The 14,772-nt window shown below is 60.7% G+C and carries 14 protein-coding genes and 1 rRNA gene; 2 read left to right on the top strand and 13 right to left on the bottom strand.

What is annotated here, in order from left to right; genetic code table 11:
- Positions 1-44: 44 nt before the first annotated feature.
- Positions 45-1,277: an NADP-dependent isocitrate dehydrogenase gene (icd, locus tag BT173_RS05545; protein ID WP_072427643.1), complete on the bottom strand. Its 1,233-nt coding sequence runs from the start codon at positions 1,275-1,277 to the stop codon at positions 45-47.
- 161 nt (positions 1,278-1,438) lie between these two features.
- Here icd and BT173_RS05540 point away from each other — a divergent pair, with 161 nt between their 5' ends.
- Together BT173_RS05540 and aceK are read left to right on the top strand one after the other, a co-directional pair.
- Positions 1,439-2,041, top strand: a complete 603-nt coding sequence (locus BT173_RS05540) for a pseudouridine synthase (RefSeq protein WP_084658231.1) — start codon at positions 1,439-1,441, stop codon at positions 2,039-2,041.
- A complete protein-coding gene (gene aceK / locus BT173_RS05535; protein WP_072427642.1) occupies positions 2,041-3,801 on the top strand; it encodes a bifunctional isocitrate dehydrogenase kinase/phosphatase in 1,761 nt (586 codons plus the stop codon). The genes BT173_RS05540 and aceK overlap by 1 nt, the downstream gene beginning before the upstream one ends.
- Before the next feature lie 34 nt (positions 3,802-3,835).
- Here the strand turns inward: aceK and BT173_RS05530 are convergent, their stop codons facing one another.
- The 12 genes from BT173_RS05530 to rrf all read right to left on the bottom strand — a co-directional run bounded on the left by BT173_RS05530 (position 3,836) and on the right by rrf (position 14,665).
- Positions 3,836-4,795: a DMT family transporter gene (locus tag BT173_RS05530; protein ID WP_072427641.1), complete on the bottom strand. Its 960-nt coding sequence runs from the start codon at positions 4,793-4,795 to the stop codon at positions 3,836-3,838.
- 210 nt (positions 4,796-5,005) lie between these two features.
- Positions 5,006-6,082, bottom strand: coding sequence for a magnesium/cobalt transporter CorA (gene corA, locus BT173_RS05525; RefSeq protein ID WP_084658229.1), 1,077 nt, complete (start codon positions 6,080-6,082; stop codon positions 5,006-5,008).
- 6 nt (positions 6,083-6,088) lie between these two features.
- A complete protein-coding gene (gene ppx, locus BT173_RS05520; RefSeq protein ID WP_175545561.1) occupies positions 6,089-7,582 on the bottom strand; it encodes an exopolyphosphatase in 1,494 nt (497 codons plus the stop codon).
- 102 nt (positions 7,583-7,684) lie between these two features.
- Positions 7,685-8,383: a phosphate signaling complex protein PhoU gene (gene phoU, locus BT173_RS05515; RefSeq protein WP_072427639.1), complete on the bottom strand. Its 699-nt coding sequence runs from the start codon at positions 8,381-8,383 to the stop codon at positions 7,685-7,687.
- 132 nt (positions 8,384-8,515) lie between these two features.
- Positions 8,516-9,172 carry a ribose-5-phosphate isomerase RpiA gene (gene rpiA / locus BT173_RS05510; RefSeq protein WP_072427638.1) on the bottom strand — a complete coding sequence of 219 codons (657 nt, stop codon included), beginning with the start codon at positions 9,170-9,172 and terminating at the stop codon, positions 8,516-8,518.
- 34 nt (positions 9,173-9,206) lie between these two features.
- Positions 9,207-9,824: a MarC family protein gene (locus tag BT173_RS05505; RefSeq protein WP_072427637.1), complete on the bottom strand. Its 618-nt coding sequence runs from the start codon at positions 9,822-9,824 to the stop codon at positions 9,207-9,209.
- 112 nt (positions 9,825-9,936) lie between these two features.
- Positions 9,937-10,287, bottom strand: a complete 351-nt coding sequence (locus BT173_RS05500) for a RidA family protein (protein ID WP_072427636.1) — start codon at positions 10,285-10,287, stop codon at positions 9,937-9,939.
- A gap of 65 nt (positions 10,288-10,352) precedes the next feature.
- Positions 10,353-11,549, bottom strand: a complete 1,197-nt coding sequence (locus BT173_RS05495) for a DesA family fatty acid desaturase (RefSeq protein WP_072427635.1) — start codon at positions 11,547-11,549, stop codon at positions 10,353-10,355.
- A gap of 55 nt (positions 11,550-11,604) precedes the next feature.
- Positions 11,605-12,933 (bottom strand): mechanosensitive ion channel family protein, encoded by a 1,329-nt coding sequence (locus BT173_RS05490; RefSeq protein ID WP_072427634.1) that lies wholly within the window; start codon positions 12,931-12,933, stop codon positions 11,605-11,607.
- A gap of 7 nt (positions 12,934-12,940) precedes the next feature.
- Positions 12,941-13,435: a D-glycero-beta-D-manno-heptose 1-phosphate adenylyltransferase gene (gene rfaE2 / locus BT173_RS05485; RefSeq protein ID WP_072427633.1), complete on the bottom strand. Its 495-nt coding sequence runs from the start codon at positions 13,433-13,435 to the stop codon at positions 12,941-12,943.
- Positions 13,436-13,449: 14 nt separating this feature from the next.
- Complete coding sequence (locus tag BT173_RS05480; RefSeq protein WP_072427632.1) at positions 13,450-14,319, bottom strand: ferritin family protein; 870 nt, start codon at positions 14,317-14,319, stop codon at positions 13,450-13,452.
- A gap of 232 nt (positions 14,320-14,551) precedes the next feature.
- A 5S ribosomal RNA gene (rrf, locus tag BT173_RS05475) occupies positions 14,552-14,665 on the bottom strand.
- Positions 14,666-14,772 lie beyond the last annotated feature (107 nt).

Here is a 14,772-nt window from a genome sequence, read left to right as displayed (position 1 = left end):
AACCCCGCCGCAGCGGGGTTTGTCGGGTGTCGCTCGCGCAGGGCTTACATGCGGGCGATCATGGCATCGCCGAACTGCGAGCAGCTGACTTCGGTCGCGCCGTCCATCAGGCGGGCAAAGTCGTAGGTCACTTGCTTGTCGGAAATCGCCTTTTCCATCGAGCTGATGATCAGATCGGCGGCTTCGGTCCAGCCCATATGGCGCAGCATCATTTCGGCCGACAGAATCAGCGAACCGGGGTTCACCTTGTCCTGGCCTGCGTACTTCGGTGCGGTACCGTGGGTAGCTTCGAACATGGCCACCGAGTCGCTCAGGTTGGCACCCGGGGCGATACCGATACCACCGACCTGGGCGGCCAGTGCGTCGGAGATGTAATCACCGTTCAGGTTCAGCGTGGCAACCACATCGTACTCAGCCGGGCGCAGCAGGATCTGCTGCAGGAAGGCATCAGCGATCACATCCTTGATCACGATGCCGTTCGGCAGCTTGAGCCACGGACCACCGTCAATCTCGACGCCGCCGAACTCGTTCTTGGCCAAGGCATAAGCCCAGTCACGGAAGCCACCTTCGGTGAACTTCATGATGTTGCCCTTGTGCACGATGGTCACGCTCTTGCGGCCATTGTCGATCGCGTATTGGATCGCCTTGCGCACCAGGCGCTCGGTGCCCTGCTTGGAAACCGGCTTGATGCCGATGCCGGAGGTCTCGGGGAAGCGGATCTTCTTCACGCCCATTTCGGACTGCAGGAAGTTGATCACCTTCTTGGCGCCTTCCGATTCCGACGCCCATTCGATACCGGCGTAGATGTCTTCGGTGTTCTCACGGAAGATCACCATATCGGTCAGGTCCGGGCGCTTCAGCGGCGACGGCACGCCGGTGAAGTAGCGTACCGGGCGCAGACAGGTGTACAGATCCAGTTCCTGGCGCAGGGCCACGTTCAGGGAGCGGATGCCGCCGCCAACCGGCGTGGTCATCGGGCCCTTGATGGACACCACATATTCCTTCAGCGCGGCCATGGTCTCTTCCGGCAGCCACACGTCGGAGCCATACACCTTGGTCGACTTCTCGCCGGCGTAGATTTCCATCCAGTGGATCTGCTTGGCGCCACCGTAGGCCTTGGCCACGGCGGCGTCGACCACCTTCTTCATCACCGGGGTGATGTCGATGCCGATGCCGTCACCTTCGATGAAGGGAATGATGGGGTTGTTGGGGATGGCTTGACCGGGAACGATCTTCTGGCCGCCAGCGGGAACCGTGATGTGCGATTGAGTGCTCATGCCTGCTCCGAGAGAGTTTGCTTGGGGGTGAGAATGATGGCCGCTTGTGGCGGCCAGACTTTGATTCGCTTTTTTGGCACAACATCGCAGGGATAGAACGGGCGAGGTCGTGAGACTTGCTATTATCGGGCAAAACACCCCCTCCCTGCCAGTTGCCGCGCATGCCCGAGCTGATCCTGTTCAATAAACCCTACGGCGTGATCACCCAGTTTTCCGATCACGCTCTGCATCAAACCCTGTCCGATTACATTGCGGCGCCGGGTTTCTACCCGGCCGGCCGGCTGGATACCGACTCGGAAGGACTCTTGCTGCTGACTAACGACGGCAAGCTGCAAGCCCATATCGCCGATCCGCGCCACAAGCTGGCCAAGACCTATTGGGTGCAGGTGGAGGGCGAGCCGGACGAGGCCGCGCTGGATCAGCTGCGCCGCGGTGTGCAGCTCAGTGATTTCACTACCCTGCCGGCCGAGGTCGAGCGGATTGCCGCGCCCGAGCTGTGGCCGCGCCAGCCGCCGATTCGCGTGCGCAAGCACATTCCCGATAGCTGGCTGGCGCTGACCATACGTGAGGGCAAGAATCGCCAGGTGCGGCGCATGACCGCCAAGGTCGGCCTGCCCACCTTGCGCCTGGTGCGCGTGCGCATCGGCGACTGGACCCTGGATGGCATCGCGCCCGGCGAATGGCAGCAGCGCAGCGTGGCCCAGCCCAGCATGGGTCGCCAGGCACGTACACCGAATCAACCCTTCAAGTTCAAGAGACCCTGATGCTGATTCCCGCCGGCCAACATCCGAAGGCGATTGCCATCGCCCGTGCGCTGATCGAAGGTTTCGACAAGCACTACAGCATCTTCCAGGACATGAGCCGGGCGGCGAAAAACCGCTTCGAAGCCGGTGACTGGCATGCGGTACAGGCGGCATCCAAGGAGCGTATCCGCTACTACGATGAGCGCGTGGATGAGTGCGTGGCGCGCCTGCACGACGAGTTCCATGCCGACTGGCTGGATGACGATATCTGGCAGCAGGCCAAGCTGCTGTTCGTGGGCATGCTGGTCAATCACAAGCAGCCGGAGCTCGCTGAGACCTTTTTCAACTCGGTGTGCTGCAAAATCCTGCATCGCAACTACTTCCACAACGACTTCATCTTCGTACGCCCGGCCATCAGCACCGAGTACATCGAATCCGACCCGCCCACCTATCGCAGCTACTACCCGCGCAGCGGCGGCTTCCGGCAGACCTTGCGCAAGATCCTGGATGACTTTGCCTGGCAGCGCCGCTTTGCCGATGTGGAGCGCGATATCGACTATGTGCTGGCCGCAGTGCTCAAGCATCTGGGCGGCAGCTGGCCCGAGGTGGAGGTGAATTTCCAGATCCAGGTGCTGTCGAGCGCCTTCTACCGCAACAAGGCTGCCTACATCATCGGCAAGGCGGTCAATGGCAGCGTTGAGTACCCCTTTGCGGTGCCGGTGCTGCACGATGAGCAGGGCCGACTCTACCTCGACACCATCCTGCTGCAGCCGGCGCGTATTGCCATCCTGTTCTCGCTCAACCGCGCCTACTTCATGGTCGATATGGCCTCGCCCTCAGGCTATGTGACCTTCCTACGGTCCATGCTGCCCTTCAAGCCCAAGGCCGAGCTGTACACGATGCTAGGCCTGGCCAAGCAGGGCAAGACGGTGTTCTACCGCGACCTGATGTCCCATCTGCGCCATTCTCGCGACGACTTCATCATCGCCCCCGGCATACGCGGCCTGGTGATGCTGGTATTCACCCTGCCCTCCTTCCCCTATGTATTCAAGCTGATCAAGGACGAGATCGCGCCGACCAAGGATGTGACCCAGGAGATCGTGCGCGCCAAATACCAGCTGGTGAAGCAGCACGACCGGGTCGGGCGCATGGCCGATACGCTGGAGTTCTCCAATGTCGCGCTGCCCAAGGCGCGCTTCACCGAGGAATTGCTGACCGAGCTGCGCACGCTGGCCCCCAGCCTGCTGGAGGAAAACGAGTCCGAGGTGGTGATACGCCATCTGTATATCGAACGGCGCATGGAGCCGCTCAATCTATTCCTGAACCGCGCCAGCACCGCCCAGCTCGAGGCGGCCGTCACCGACTATGGCAATGCGATCCGCGAGCTGGCAACCGCGAATATCTTTCCCGGCGATATGCTGTTCAAGAACTTCGGCATTACCCGCTATGGCCGGGTCGTGTTCTACGACTACGACGAGATCGAGTACATGACTGACTGCCATTTCCGCGATATTCCGGAAGCCCCCTCGCCTGAGATGGAAATGGCCAGTGAGCCCTGGTACCCGGTGGCGCGCAATGATGTGTTTCCAGAGGAGTTCGCGCGCTTCCTGCTTGGTCCTAACGAGATCCGCCGCGTCTTCCTGCAGCACCACCGCGACCTGCTTACCGCGCGCTTTTGGCAGGCCAAGCAGGAACGCATCCGTGGCGGGCATGTAGAGGACTTCTTCCCCTACCCGATCGAACTACGCTTCTCCGAACAGGCCAAGACCGCCAGCAGCTGATGCCCAAGTAAAAAGCCCGCCGAAGCGGGCTCTTTCATGGCTTGCGCAAGGGCTTGGCCGGGACGGGCAGCACCACGCCGCCAGCCGGCGCAGTCGCGCCGCCCTGCGCCCAATACAGGCCGGCAAAGATCACCGCCAGGCCCGCCACATGGTAGAAGGCCAGCTGCTCGCCGAGGAAGAGGCTGGCGCCCACCGCACCAAAGGCCGGAATCAGATGCAGGAAGCCGGCCGCGCGGCTGGGGCCAAGCACCGCCACCGCACGCATATAGGCGAGCAGAGCGATCACCGAGGGGAAGATGCCCAGATAGGCAATGCTGAGCAGATTAGCCTGGCTGAATTGCGGCAACCCTTGGGCCAACAGCTCGAACAGCCAGAACGGCAGCAGCATCAACAGGCCGAGCGCCACCGTCACGGTCAGCACCGGCAGCTTGTCCAGCCCCTCGGGTAGGCCACGCAGCAGCAGCGTGTAGACGGCCCAGCAAGCGAGGCCAAGCACCACCAACGCGTCGCCGCTGTTCAGGTCCAGACTCAACAAGCGGCCGAGCTCACCATGGCAAACGATGGCCAACACACCGAGCAAGGATGCACCCATGCCGGCCCATTCACGGCCCGCCAGCGGCTTGCGCCATACCACCCAGCTCAGCAGCATCACCATCAGCGGAATCAGCGCATTGAACAGCACGGCATTGGTGGCATGCGTATGGTGCAGGCCCACATAGATCAGGGTATTCGAGGCGGCGATGCCGAAGCCGGCCAGCAGCAGCAGGCGTTGACGTACGCGCCACAGCAGGGCGTGCTGGGTGCGCAAGCCATGCCAGGCCAGCGGCAGCAGCACCAGCAGGGCCATCAACCAGCGGCCGAAGGCCAGGGTGACCGGGGCGATATCGGCGTGCATGGCACGCGCCAGGATGAAGTTGCCGGCCCAGCACAGGGCGGCGAAGACGAGCAGCAGATAGGGCAGTGCCGCAGCAGGCGGCAACAGACGGCGAAACATGGCGCGACCTCGGGTAGAGGATGAAAGCAATCCCGTGCTTGTGGCACAGAACAAATCAAGCGGAAGAAGACGCCGGGTGAGGCGCCTGCCAATCCACCATGCTGCGCGGGGCCGGTCTGGCCCAGCACGCAAGGTCGCGAATTCTAAAGAAAAATCAGCGCACGCACAGAGATATTTGTGCACCGCAACAGTGCAGACGCATCGAGATGGCTAGAGCCAGCGGCGGCGCCAGAAGAACCAGCCCATGCCAACGCCGATGGCCCCCATCAGCGCCCAGACCAGGTAATAGCCATAGCGCCAATGCAGTTCGGGCATATGGTCGAAGTTCATTCCATACACACCGACGATAAAGGTGAGCGGCATGAAGATGGTGGCAATCACGGTCAGCATGCGCATCTCGCGATTGAGCCGATTGCCCTGGTTGGACATATAGAAATCGGTCAGGCCGCCGACCAAGTCGCGCAGCATTTCCTGCGCCTCGATCAGATGCACGGCATGGTCATACACATCGCGCAGATAGATCTGCGTCTCGGCACCAAAGTAATCGGCATCGTCGCGCTGCAGGCTATTGAGCACCTCGCGCATCGGCCAGAGCGCGCGGCGCAGATAGAGCATTTCGCGGCGCAGCGCGTGAATGCGCTTGAGCACACCGATATGCGCGCCCTCGCTCACCTCGTCCTCTAGCGCCTCCACCTGCTCGCCCAGTGCCTCCAGCACGCCGAAATAGCGGTCGACGATCTTGTCCAGCAGCGCATACACCAGATAGTCGGCACCCAGCTTGCGTACTTGGCCAGCTCCTTTGCGCAGATGCTCGCGAATCTGGCTAAAGGTGCCGCTGGCCTGTTCCTGGAAAGTCAGCACCCAGCCGCGCCCCAACACAATGGCGATCTGCTCATTCACCACGCAGCCCTGTGCCGCATCGAAGCGGCCGAGCTTGGCGACGATGAACAGATAGTGCTCGTAAGCCTCAACCTTAGTGCGCTGGGTGGTGTTGAGAATGTCCTCCAGCGTGAGCGGATGCAGGCCGAAGCGTCGCCCGACTTCCTGGAGCAGATCGATATTGCCCAGGCCATGCACATTCAGCCACAGGGTCGGATAGGTCGGATTGAAGCCCTTGCCCTGTTCGAGCGAGCTGAAACAGGTCTCGCGCAGATCCTGTTCACCCGGCCCGTATTCGATCAGCGTGGCCAGGGTCTGGCTCGCGTGCTCGCCCACATAATGGAGCGAGCCGGGCGGCAGGCCGGCCTTGTCGGCCATTTGCCTAAGTAGGCGGCGTTTCTTGCCCATGCCCGTTCAGGCCCAGTGCTGGAAGTTGGGCGACAGGGCCAGCAGGTGGCCGGCCTCGCGCCACTCCTCGGCCTCCTGCAGGAGGGCGGTATGGGTAAGCGGATTGGCCTTCAGCCACTCGCTCGGCGCATTCAGGCTGAAGCCATTACGGGTCACCGCCAGACTGATGGGCGGCGCCTCGCGGTCGGTGCGGCTACGGCAGCACAGCACCGCCAGGCGCAGCGACAGCACGCGCGCCCAGCGATCCTTGGCTAGGGTGCCAAGCTTCTTCAGCCCGCCCTTATGACCGAGCACCAGCAAGGCCACCCGCGCCTGCTCGGGGCTGGAAAAACCCGGCATATCGGCATGCTGGAGGATATAGGCCGAGTGCTTGTGGTAGCTGGAGTGGGAGATCGACAGGCCGATCTCGTGCAGGCGCGCGGCCCAGAGCAGAATCGGCAGATCGAGCTCGGCGTCGAGATCCATGCTGGCTGCCAGCTGGCGATAGAACAGTTCGGCCAGCTTGGCGACACGCTCCTGCTGCGCCAAATCGACATGGTAGCGACGCTTGAACTGACTGACCGTCACCTCGCGCAGATCGCGCTGATGCTGGCGCCCGATCAGGTCGTACAGCACGCCGTCGCGTAGGGCGCCCAGGGTGATGGCCATCTTCTCCACGCCCAGTTCGGCGAACACCGCCGCCATGATGGCGAAGCCGCCCGGCAGCACCGGGCGCCGGTCCACGCGCAGGCCATTGAGCTGCACCGCATCGATATGCCCGGCTTTCAGCATCAGCTCGCGGAGCTTTTCCAGCCCCGCCAGGGTCAAACCGCCATTGCTCAGGCCGTTCAGCTCCATGATGTCGCCCAGGGAGCGGGCCGTGCCCGAGGTGCCAATGGCCTGCTGCCAGTGCTCGCGGTTGAAATCATGCACGATGGCCTGCAGCTCGCTGCGCGCCGCCAGCTCGGCATCACGGAAGGCCTGGCGAGTCAGCTTGCCGTTCGGGAAGAACTTGATGCTATAGCTGACGCAGCCCATCAACAGGCTTTCCGTCTTCAACGGCTTGAACTGCTGGCCAACGATGAATTCGGTACTGCCGCCGCCAATATCCACCACCAGGCGCTTCTCACGCCCGGCCGGCAGCGAATGTGCGGCACCGATATAGATGAGCCGTGCTTCCTCGCGCCCGGCAATCACTTCGATGGGAAAGCCCAGCGCCGCTTCGGCCAGGGGCAGAAATTCGGCCGCATTCTTGGCTACCCGCAAAGTATTGGTGGCCACCACACGCACATGTTCGGGCGCCATGCCGCGCAGGCGCTCGCCGAACTTGGCCAGCGCCGACAACGCGCGCGCCTGGCCGGTGGCATCGATATTGCCACGCGCATCGAGCGCAGCAGCAAAGCGCACCGTGTCCTTCAGGGCATCGAGCGGATAGACCTGATCGTCCACCACACGGGCAACCTGCAGGCGAAAGCTATTGGAACCGAGGTCAACGGCGGCAATGATGTGCGGAGGGGTCATGTTGCTTAGCCGGCGAGTGACAATGGCCGGATTGTCGGAAGCGGGGGGAGAAAAGACAAGCCCCCCGCCTGGGCGAGGGGCCGGTTTACGACACAATCAGGCTTAGCGTGCCTGCTTTTCGATTTCCTCGACCGGGCTGTGACGCACGTCAATGCCCTTGACCAGGTAAACCAGATATTCGGCGATATTCTTGGCATGGTCGCCCACGCGCTCGATCGCCTTGGCGATTTCGATGATCTCCAGCGCCAGACTGATGGTGCGCGGGTCTTCCATCATATAAGTAATCAGCTGACGCTGAATCGCCTTGAATTCCTCATCCAGCTTGATGTCCTCGCGCGCCACGGTGCCGGCCACGCTCGGATCGAGACGGGCAAAGCCATCCAGCGCGGTGCGCAGCATGCTCAAGGCGATATTCGACTGGTAGGTCAGATCGGACATGCGCGGCACATTGACCCGGCCGCCGCCGTAAATCTGTTTGGCGCGGCGGGAAATCTTGCAGGCCTTGTCGCCAATGCGCTCCAGATCGTTGACCACCTTGTTCACGGTCAGCACCATGCGCAGATCGCTGGCAGCGGGCTGGCGACGGGCAATGATGTGCATCACATCGTCATCGATCTCCACATGCATGGCGTTGACCTGGTTCTCGGTCTCGATGACTTTGTCGATCAGCTCGAGATCGCCACCTTCCAGCGCCTGCATAGCGTGACCAAACTGCTCCTCCACCAGACCAGCCATGGCCAGGATCTTGGCGCGTGCTGTTTCCAGCTCGGCATCGAATTGTTTGGAGATATGTTCCGACATGGCCTGATTCCCTCATATGAACGTCGGCCGTCAATGCGGCCATGCTGCAACTTTGGCATGCCGCAAGCGGCACGCCAAAAGAATTTTCCGTGACAGTGGTGTTGGCTGAGCGAAGCCTAGCCCTCGCCAGGCTTAACGGAAGGTCTGCACACCGCTCGCAGTGCCCAGCAGCAGCACATCGGCACGGCGCTGCGCGAACAGGCCATTGGTCACCACACCGACAATCTGGTTGATCTCGCCTTCCAGCTTGCCCGGTTCAGTGATCTGCAGGCCGTGTACATCCAGAATCACGTTACCGTTATCGGTGACCACGCCCTCGCGGTAGGCGGGCCGACCACCCAGCAAGACCAGCTGGCGTGCCACATGGCTACGCGCCATTGGAATCACCTCGACCGGCAGCGGGAACTTGCCCAGCACATCGACCAGTTTGGTTTCGTCGGCGATGCAGATGAATTGTTCCGCGACCGCGGCAACGATCTTCTCGCGCGTCAACGCCGCCCCACCGCCCTTGACGGCGTGCAGATAGTGATTGATCTCATCGGCACCATCGACATAGATGGGCAGACGGTCGATGGCGTTCAGGTCGAACACCGGAATGCCATGCGACTTCAGCCGGGCGGCCGACGCTTCCGAGCTGGCGACAGCGCCCTCGATGCGGCCCTTGATCTCGGCCAGCGCATCGATGAAATGGTTGGCGGTCGAGCCGGTCCCCACGCCGACCACGCAGTTATCGGGCACAAAGGCGACGGCGGCGCGCGCGGCAGCGCGCTTCATTTCATCGAGTGTCATCAGTCTTACTCCGGCAAGGGAAACGAAAGCGCGATTATACCGGCGCCGTGGCATTGAGCTGGCGGACAAACTTCTCGATACCAGCCAGCAACATCTCAATCGCAATCGCGGTCAGAATCAGGCCCATCAAGCGCTCGAAGGCCATGGTCACCTGCTCACCGAGGAAGTCGGCAATCCGCTCGGCAAAGCCGAGTACCACCGCCGAAACCAGCATGGCCACGGTCAGCGCGCCAATCCACTCCCACATGCGATCGGGCTCGCGCGATACCAATAGCAGTACGGTAGCGATGGCCGATGGGCCGGCGATAAAGGGGATCGCCAAAGGGACCAGGAAGGGTTCACCCTTGACCTGATGGGCGAACGCGCCCTCGGGGTGTGGGAAGATCATCTTCAGCGCGATCAGGAACAGGATCACCCCGCCGGCGATGCCCAGCGAGGTCTCGGTCAGATGCATGACCTCGAGTACCTTGCTGCCAAAGAACAGGAAGAACAAGAGGATGGCGAAGGCGAGAAACACTTCGCGAATGATGATGCGGCGACGGCGCTGCGCATCGACCTGCTTGAGCAAGCCAATAAAGAGCGGGATATTGCCCAGCGGATCGGTCACTAGGATCAAGAGCACCGTGGCCGAGATAAACGATGAGGTTTCCATGACGGAAGCTCCCTGCAAAGAGTCATTACATACTAGCCAGCCGCCCAAGTGACGGCAGAAAAAACCGGCCCCCGCTGCAGCGCGCAGCGGGGGCCGCGGGGGAGGCCAAGATTTAAAGTGCGGCGACGATCTTGATTTCGACCTTGTATTCGGGCGCAGCCAGGCGCGATTCCACCGTGGCACGCGCCGGCGTGTGGCCTTGCGGAACCCAGGCCGACCAGGCGCGGTTCATTGCATCGTAGTCAGCCATATCGGCCAGCCAGATCTGCGCGGTCAGGATTTTTGTCTTATCGCTGCCCACCTCACCCAGCAGGCGGTCGATCATGCCGAGAATCTCTTCGGTCTGTGCCTGCGCATCGGCATGCAGCTGGGCATCGGCCACCTGGCCGGCCAGGTACACCGTGTTGTTGTGGACGACGATCTCGGACAGGCGAGGGCCGACGTGATAGCGCTGAATGGACATGGATTTTCCTGAAAATCAAAAGCAAAGGGGCGGCACACAGGCCGCCCCGGCGGATCAAGTCCGAATTATGCCAGCGCTACGCCACGCAGTCGCAGCGAGAACTCACGCAAGGCTTCGATACCGCTCGCTTCCGCACGTGCACACCAGTCCTGCAATTGCTTGAGCAGCTGCTCCTTGGAGGCCGAGGAACGCTCCCATAGCTGGGTCAGCTCCTGGCGCATACGGTAGACGGTATCCAGGGTCTTCGACTCAGCCAGCAGCGCATCAAGCTTGGCCTGCTCGTGCTCGGGCGTGTCCTTGCGATCCTGCTTGAGCCAGCGCTTCATCGCGCGTTGCAGATTCATCTCGACGTGCGGCAGATGTGGTGCGCGCTCGCGCAGCTTGTCCATCTCGCTGCTGACCGTGGCCTTGAACTGACGAGCATAGGCCGAGGCAATCTCATAGCGATTCGCGATGATGGCTTGCAAGGTATCCAGATCAGCCAACGCTTTCGGGCTGACTTCGCGCACCGCCGGCGCCACGCGCCGTACCTTGGCCAGTCCAGCCATTTCCAGCAGGCGGATATACATCCAGCCAATGTCGAATTCGAACCACTTATTGGACAGCTTGGCCGAGGTACCAAACGTGTGGTGATTGTTATGCAGCTCCTCGCCGCCAATTAGAATGCCCCAGGGCACGATATTGGTGGATGCATCCTCGTTCTCGAAGTTGCGATAGCCCCAATAGTGACCAATGCCATTGATGATGCCGGCGGCGGTCAGCGGAATCCAGATCATCTGGATCGCCCAGATCCAGATGCCGTTGGCGCCAAACAGCAGCAAGTCGATGATGGCCATGGTGGTCGGCCCCCACACACTGTGCTTGCTGTACAGATTGCGCTCCAGCCAGTCGTCAGGCGTGCCATGACCGAACTTCTCCATGGTCTCGCGATTCTTCGATTCGGCACGGTACAACTCGGCACCTTCGAAGAAGACTTTCTTGATGCCCAATACCTGGGGGCTATGCGGGTCTTCGGCAGTTTCACACTTGGCGTGGTGCTTGCGATGAATTGAAGCCCACTCCTTGGTGATCATGCCGGTCGTCAGCCACAGCCAGAAACGGAAGAAATGGCTGGGAATAGGGTGTAGATCCAGTGCCCGATGGGCCTGATGGCGATGCAGGAAGATGGTGACCGAGGCGATGGTGATATGGGTCAGCACCAGCGTCACTACGATATAACCCCACCAGGGCAGATCAATCAGGCCGTTGAGCCAGGAAAGCATAGAGATTCCTTGAAGACAGAGATACGACGCAAAGATTCTACGCCGAATCAATCACCTAGCGCGCGCTCGAACTTTGCGCTGGCTCAAATGGCGGCGTAGCAGCCCCACTGGGGAGCAGATACAGATCGCGGCGCGGATAGGGGATTTCTATGCCCTGCGCGCTGAACACCTTCCACAGCTTGATATTGATCTGCGAACGCAAGGCCGCCACCCCCTGGTCGGCATCGCCAATCCAGAAGCCCAACTCCAGATCGATCCCACTCTCACCAAAGCCCTTCACGAAAACCTGCGCAGGTGGGTCGAGCAGGATGCGCGGCTCATCGGTGGTCGTGGAGATCATCAAGGCAATGGCCTGCTCGAGATCCGTGCCATAGGCCACCTGAATCGGCACGGCCACGCGCAGCTTCTGGTCGGAGTGGGACAGGTTGAGTACCGTCCCGGTGATCAGCGACTCATTGGGAATGATGGCCTCGGCACCATCCGCCAGCTTCAGCAGCACATAGCGCGAGGTGATCGCAATCACCGTACCCTGGCGGTTGTCGATATTGACGATATCGCCGATGCGTATCGAGCCATCGAGCAGAATGATGAAGCCCGATACATAGTTGCTGGCGATCTTCTGCAGACCGAAACCCAGCCCCACGCCCAAGGCGCCACCAAATACCGACAACACGGTCAGGTCAATGCCCACCAAGGGCAGCGCAATCATCACACCTACGATGATCAGCAGCGTACGGATCACCTTGGTGATCACCACCCGCAAGCTCATATTCAAGGACTGCGCCGCCATGACACGGCGTTCGAACACCCGTCCAACCCATAGTGCGATCAACATGGTCAGCACGATGGACAGCAGGCCTTGGATGACCATCAATAGCGACACATGCTGCTTGCCCAGATTGAAGCCTATGCTGTCGAGACCTGCCTGCAGTTGCGGCAACACGCCGGTGATATGCAGGGCAAAGCCTATCCACAAGGCCCCCGCCACCCAGGGAATCACTCGCCGTATCCAGGCAGACTGCACAAACACTTCCTGCAGCAGATACACAGCCGCACGGACCATCAGGATAGTAAACAGCAGACTGGCCGATAGCCTGAGCAGGGCGCGGCCATGCCCGACCGGCCAGAACAGCACGGCCAGCTCCAAGCCCATCCAGAACAAGAGCGGGAACATCAGGGTGGCCAGCCCCTGCGAGCCGAAGCGCCAGCGCTGGGCTACTGAGCCCTGCAGGCGTGTGCGCAAGCTACGACTGAGCAGCCAGGCGACGGTCGCGCAGGCCAGCAAAACCAGTAACTGCACGCCGAACTGCGGGCCGATCAAACCGGCGCGCTGCAGGTCTTCCAGAAATTCGAATAGCGGGGTGGGATTGGATGCGGAGGCCATCTTGTCCTCAACCCAGGCTACGAATCTTGTTCAAGGTGGCGGTCGTCGAGGTATCGAAACGGAAAGGAATCGAGTGCACCTGACCGCCCCAGGCCAGCACCTCACGACTACCGACAATCTTGTCCGGCGCCCAGTCGCCGCCCTTTACCAGGATGTCAGGCTGCGCAGCCATGATCAAATCGTAAGGCGTATCGCTATCGAACCAGGTCACCAGATCCACGCAGGATAAGGCAGCCAACACGGCAGCACGATGCTGGGTCGGATTGATCGGACGGTCATCGCCCTTACCCAGCCGCCTTACCGAAGCATCGGTATTGACCGCCACCACCATGGCCGCCCCCAGGGCGCGCGCCTGGGCCAGGTAAGTGACATGGCCACGGTGGAGGATGTCGAAACAGCCATTGGTAAACACCAAGGGCCGGGCCAGCAGGGCAACGCGCTCCTTCAGCTGTTCGGGTGGGCAGAGCTTGGCTTCAAAGTCAGGCGGGAGATAAGTTGTCATGCGGCATGCTTGCATTACAAACTGGCTTGGCCTGCCTCCTGGAAGTCCGGTGCCGCCAGCTTGCGCTGCAATTCCTTACGATAGAGATTGAGTTGTGTCGCCGTCTCGAAACTGCGATCAAACAAACTGGATAGGTTGCGCAAGATACCACCGACCACCCGCGCTTCCCAGTCACGGTCAAAACAGATCTGTCTATCCAGCCAGCGTTCCAGCCAGCTCGGGTCGGGCAAGCGGCTTTGTATCGTATCGTTGGGAAACAGCGATTGATTCACATGCAGGTTGGTTGGATGCAAAGGCTTACCCGACTTGCCGCTCGCCGCCATCAACACACCGATCTTGGCAAAGGCGAGGCGCGCCTCATCACCGACACGCCCAATAGCCTGGCGCATGTACTTCAGATACGCCCCACCATGGCGCGCCTCATCCTGAGAAAGCGTCTTGTAGATCTGCTTGATCACCGGTTCGGTATGCCAATCTGAGGCACGCCGATACCACTGCGTGAGCCTGAGCTCGCCACAGAAATGCAGCATCAGCGTTTCCAGCGGGGGAGCAGGGTCAAAATTGAAGCGCACGGCATGCAGCTCCGCCTCGGTCGGTACCAGATCGGGCCGAAAGCGACGTAGATACTCGATCAGCACCAGTGCATGCTTTTGCTCTTCATAGAACCAGATCGACATAAAGGCCGAAAAATCGCTGTCGTGCTGGTTATCACGCAGGAACATCTCGGTGGCCGGCAAGGCCGACCACTCGGTAATCGCATTGAGCTTGATAGTCTGCGCCTGCTCATCGCTGAGCTTGGACATGTCAAACTCAGCCCAGGGAATATCTTCCTGCATATTCCAACGCGCTTTTTCCAGCGAAGCAAACAACTCGGGATACAGCATCACCTACTCCTCGACTTACCATCATTCGGTAAAGCATACAGGAGCGGCCGCGTCAGATTCATGACGAGGGCTTTGTCCAAGTCGGTCTACTAGATTGCACCCCAAACGCCCCGCCCGCGAGAGCGGGCTGTTTGCTTTGCCTGGGCACGAACTCGCACGATTTGCGCCCCCAAAGCTGCGCGCCAAAGCAAAAGCCCCAGTCTCTGTTGAGACCGGGGCTTTTCGGTAGGGAGCCTGGCAGTGACCTACTTTCACACGGGAGATCCGCACTATCATCGGCGCGGTGTCGTTTCACTGTCCTGTTCGAGATGGGAAGGAGTGGGTCCAACACGCTATGGCCGCCAAGCATAACTGGCGTGCATCCTGACTTCGTCAAGACACAACATTTTCAGTTCGCTGCTCTTACAAGCAACAAACCATGGAAGAAGTAATCAATGCGATTGAGTTGATTCG

Source organism: Chitinimonas taiwanensis DSM 18899, assembly GCF_900119825.1.
GTDB classification, from domain to species: domain Bacteria; phylum Pseudomonadota; class Gammaproteobacteria; order Burkholderiales; family Chitinimonadaceae; genus Chitinimonas; species Chitinimonas taiwanensis.
The sequence above is the reverse complement of the archived record's forward strand: the minus strand, read 5'-3'. Positions and strand labels throughout refer to the sequence as shown.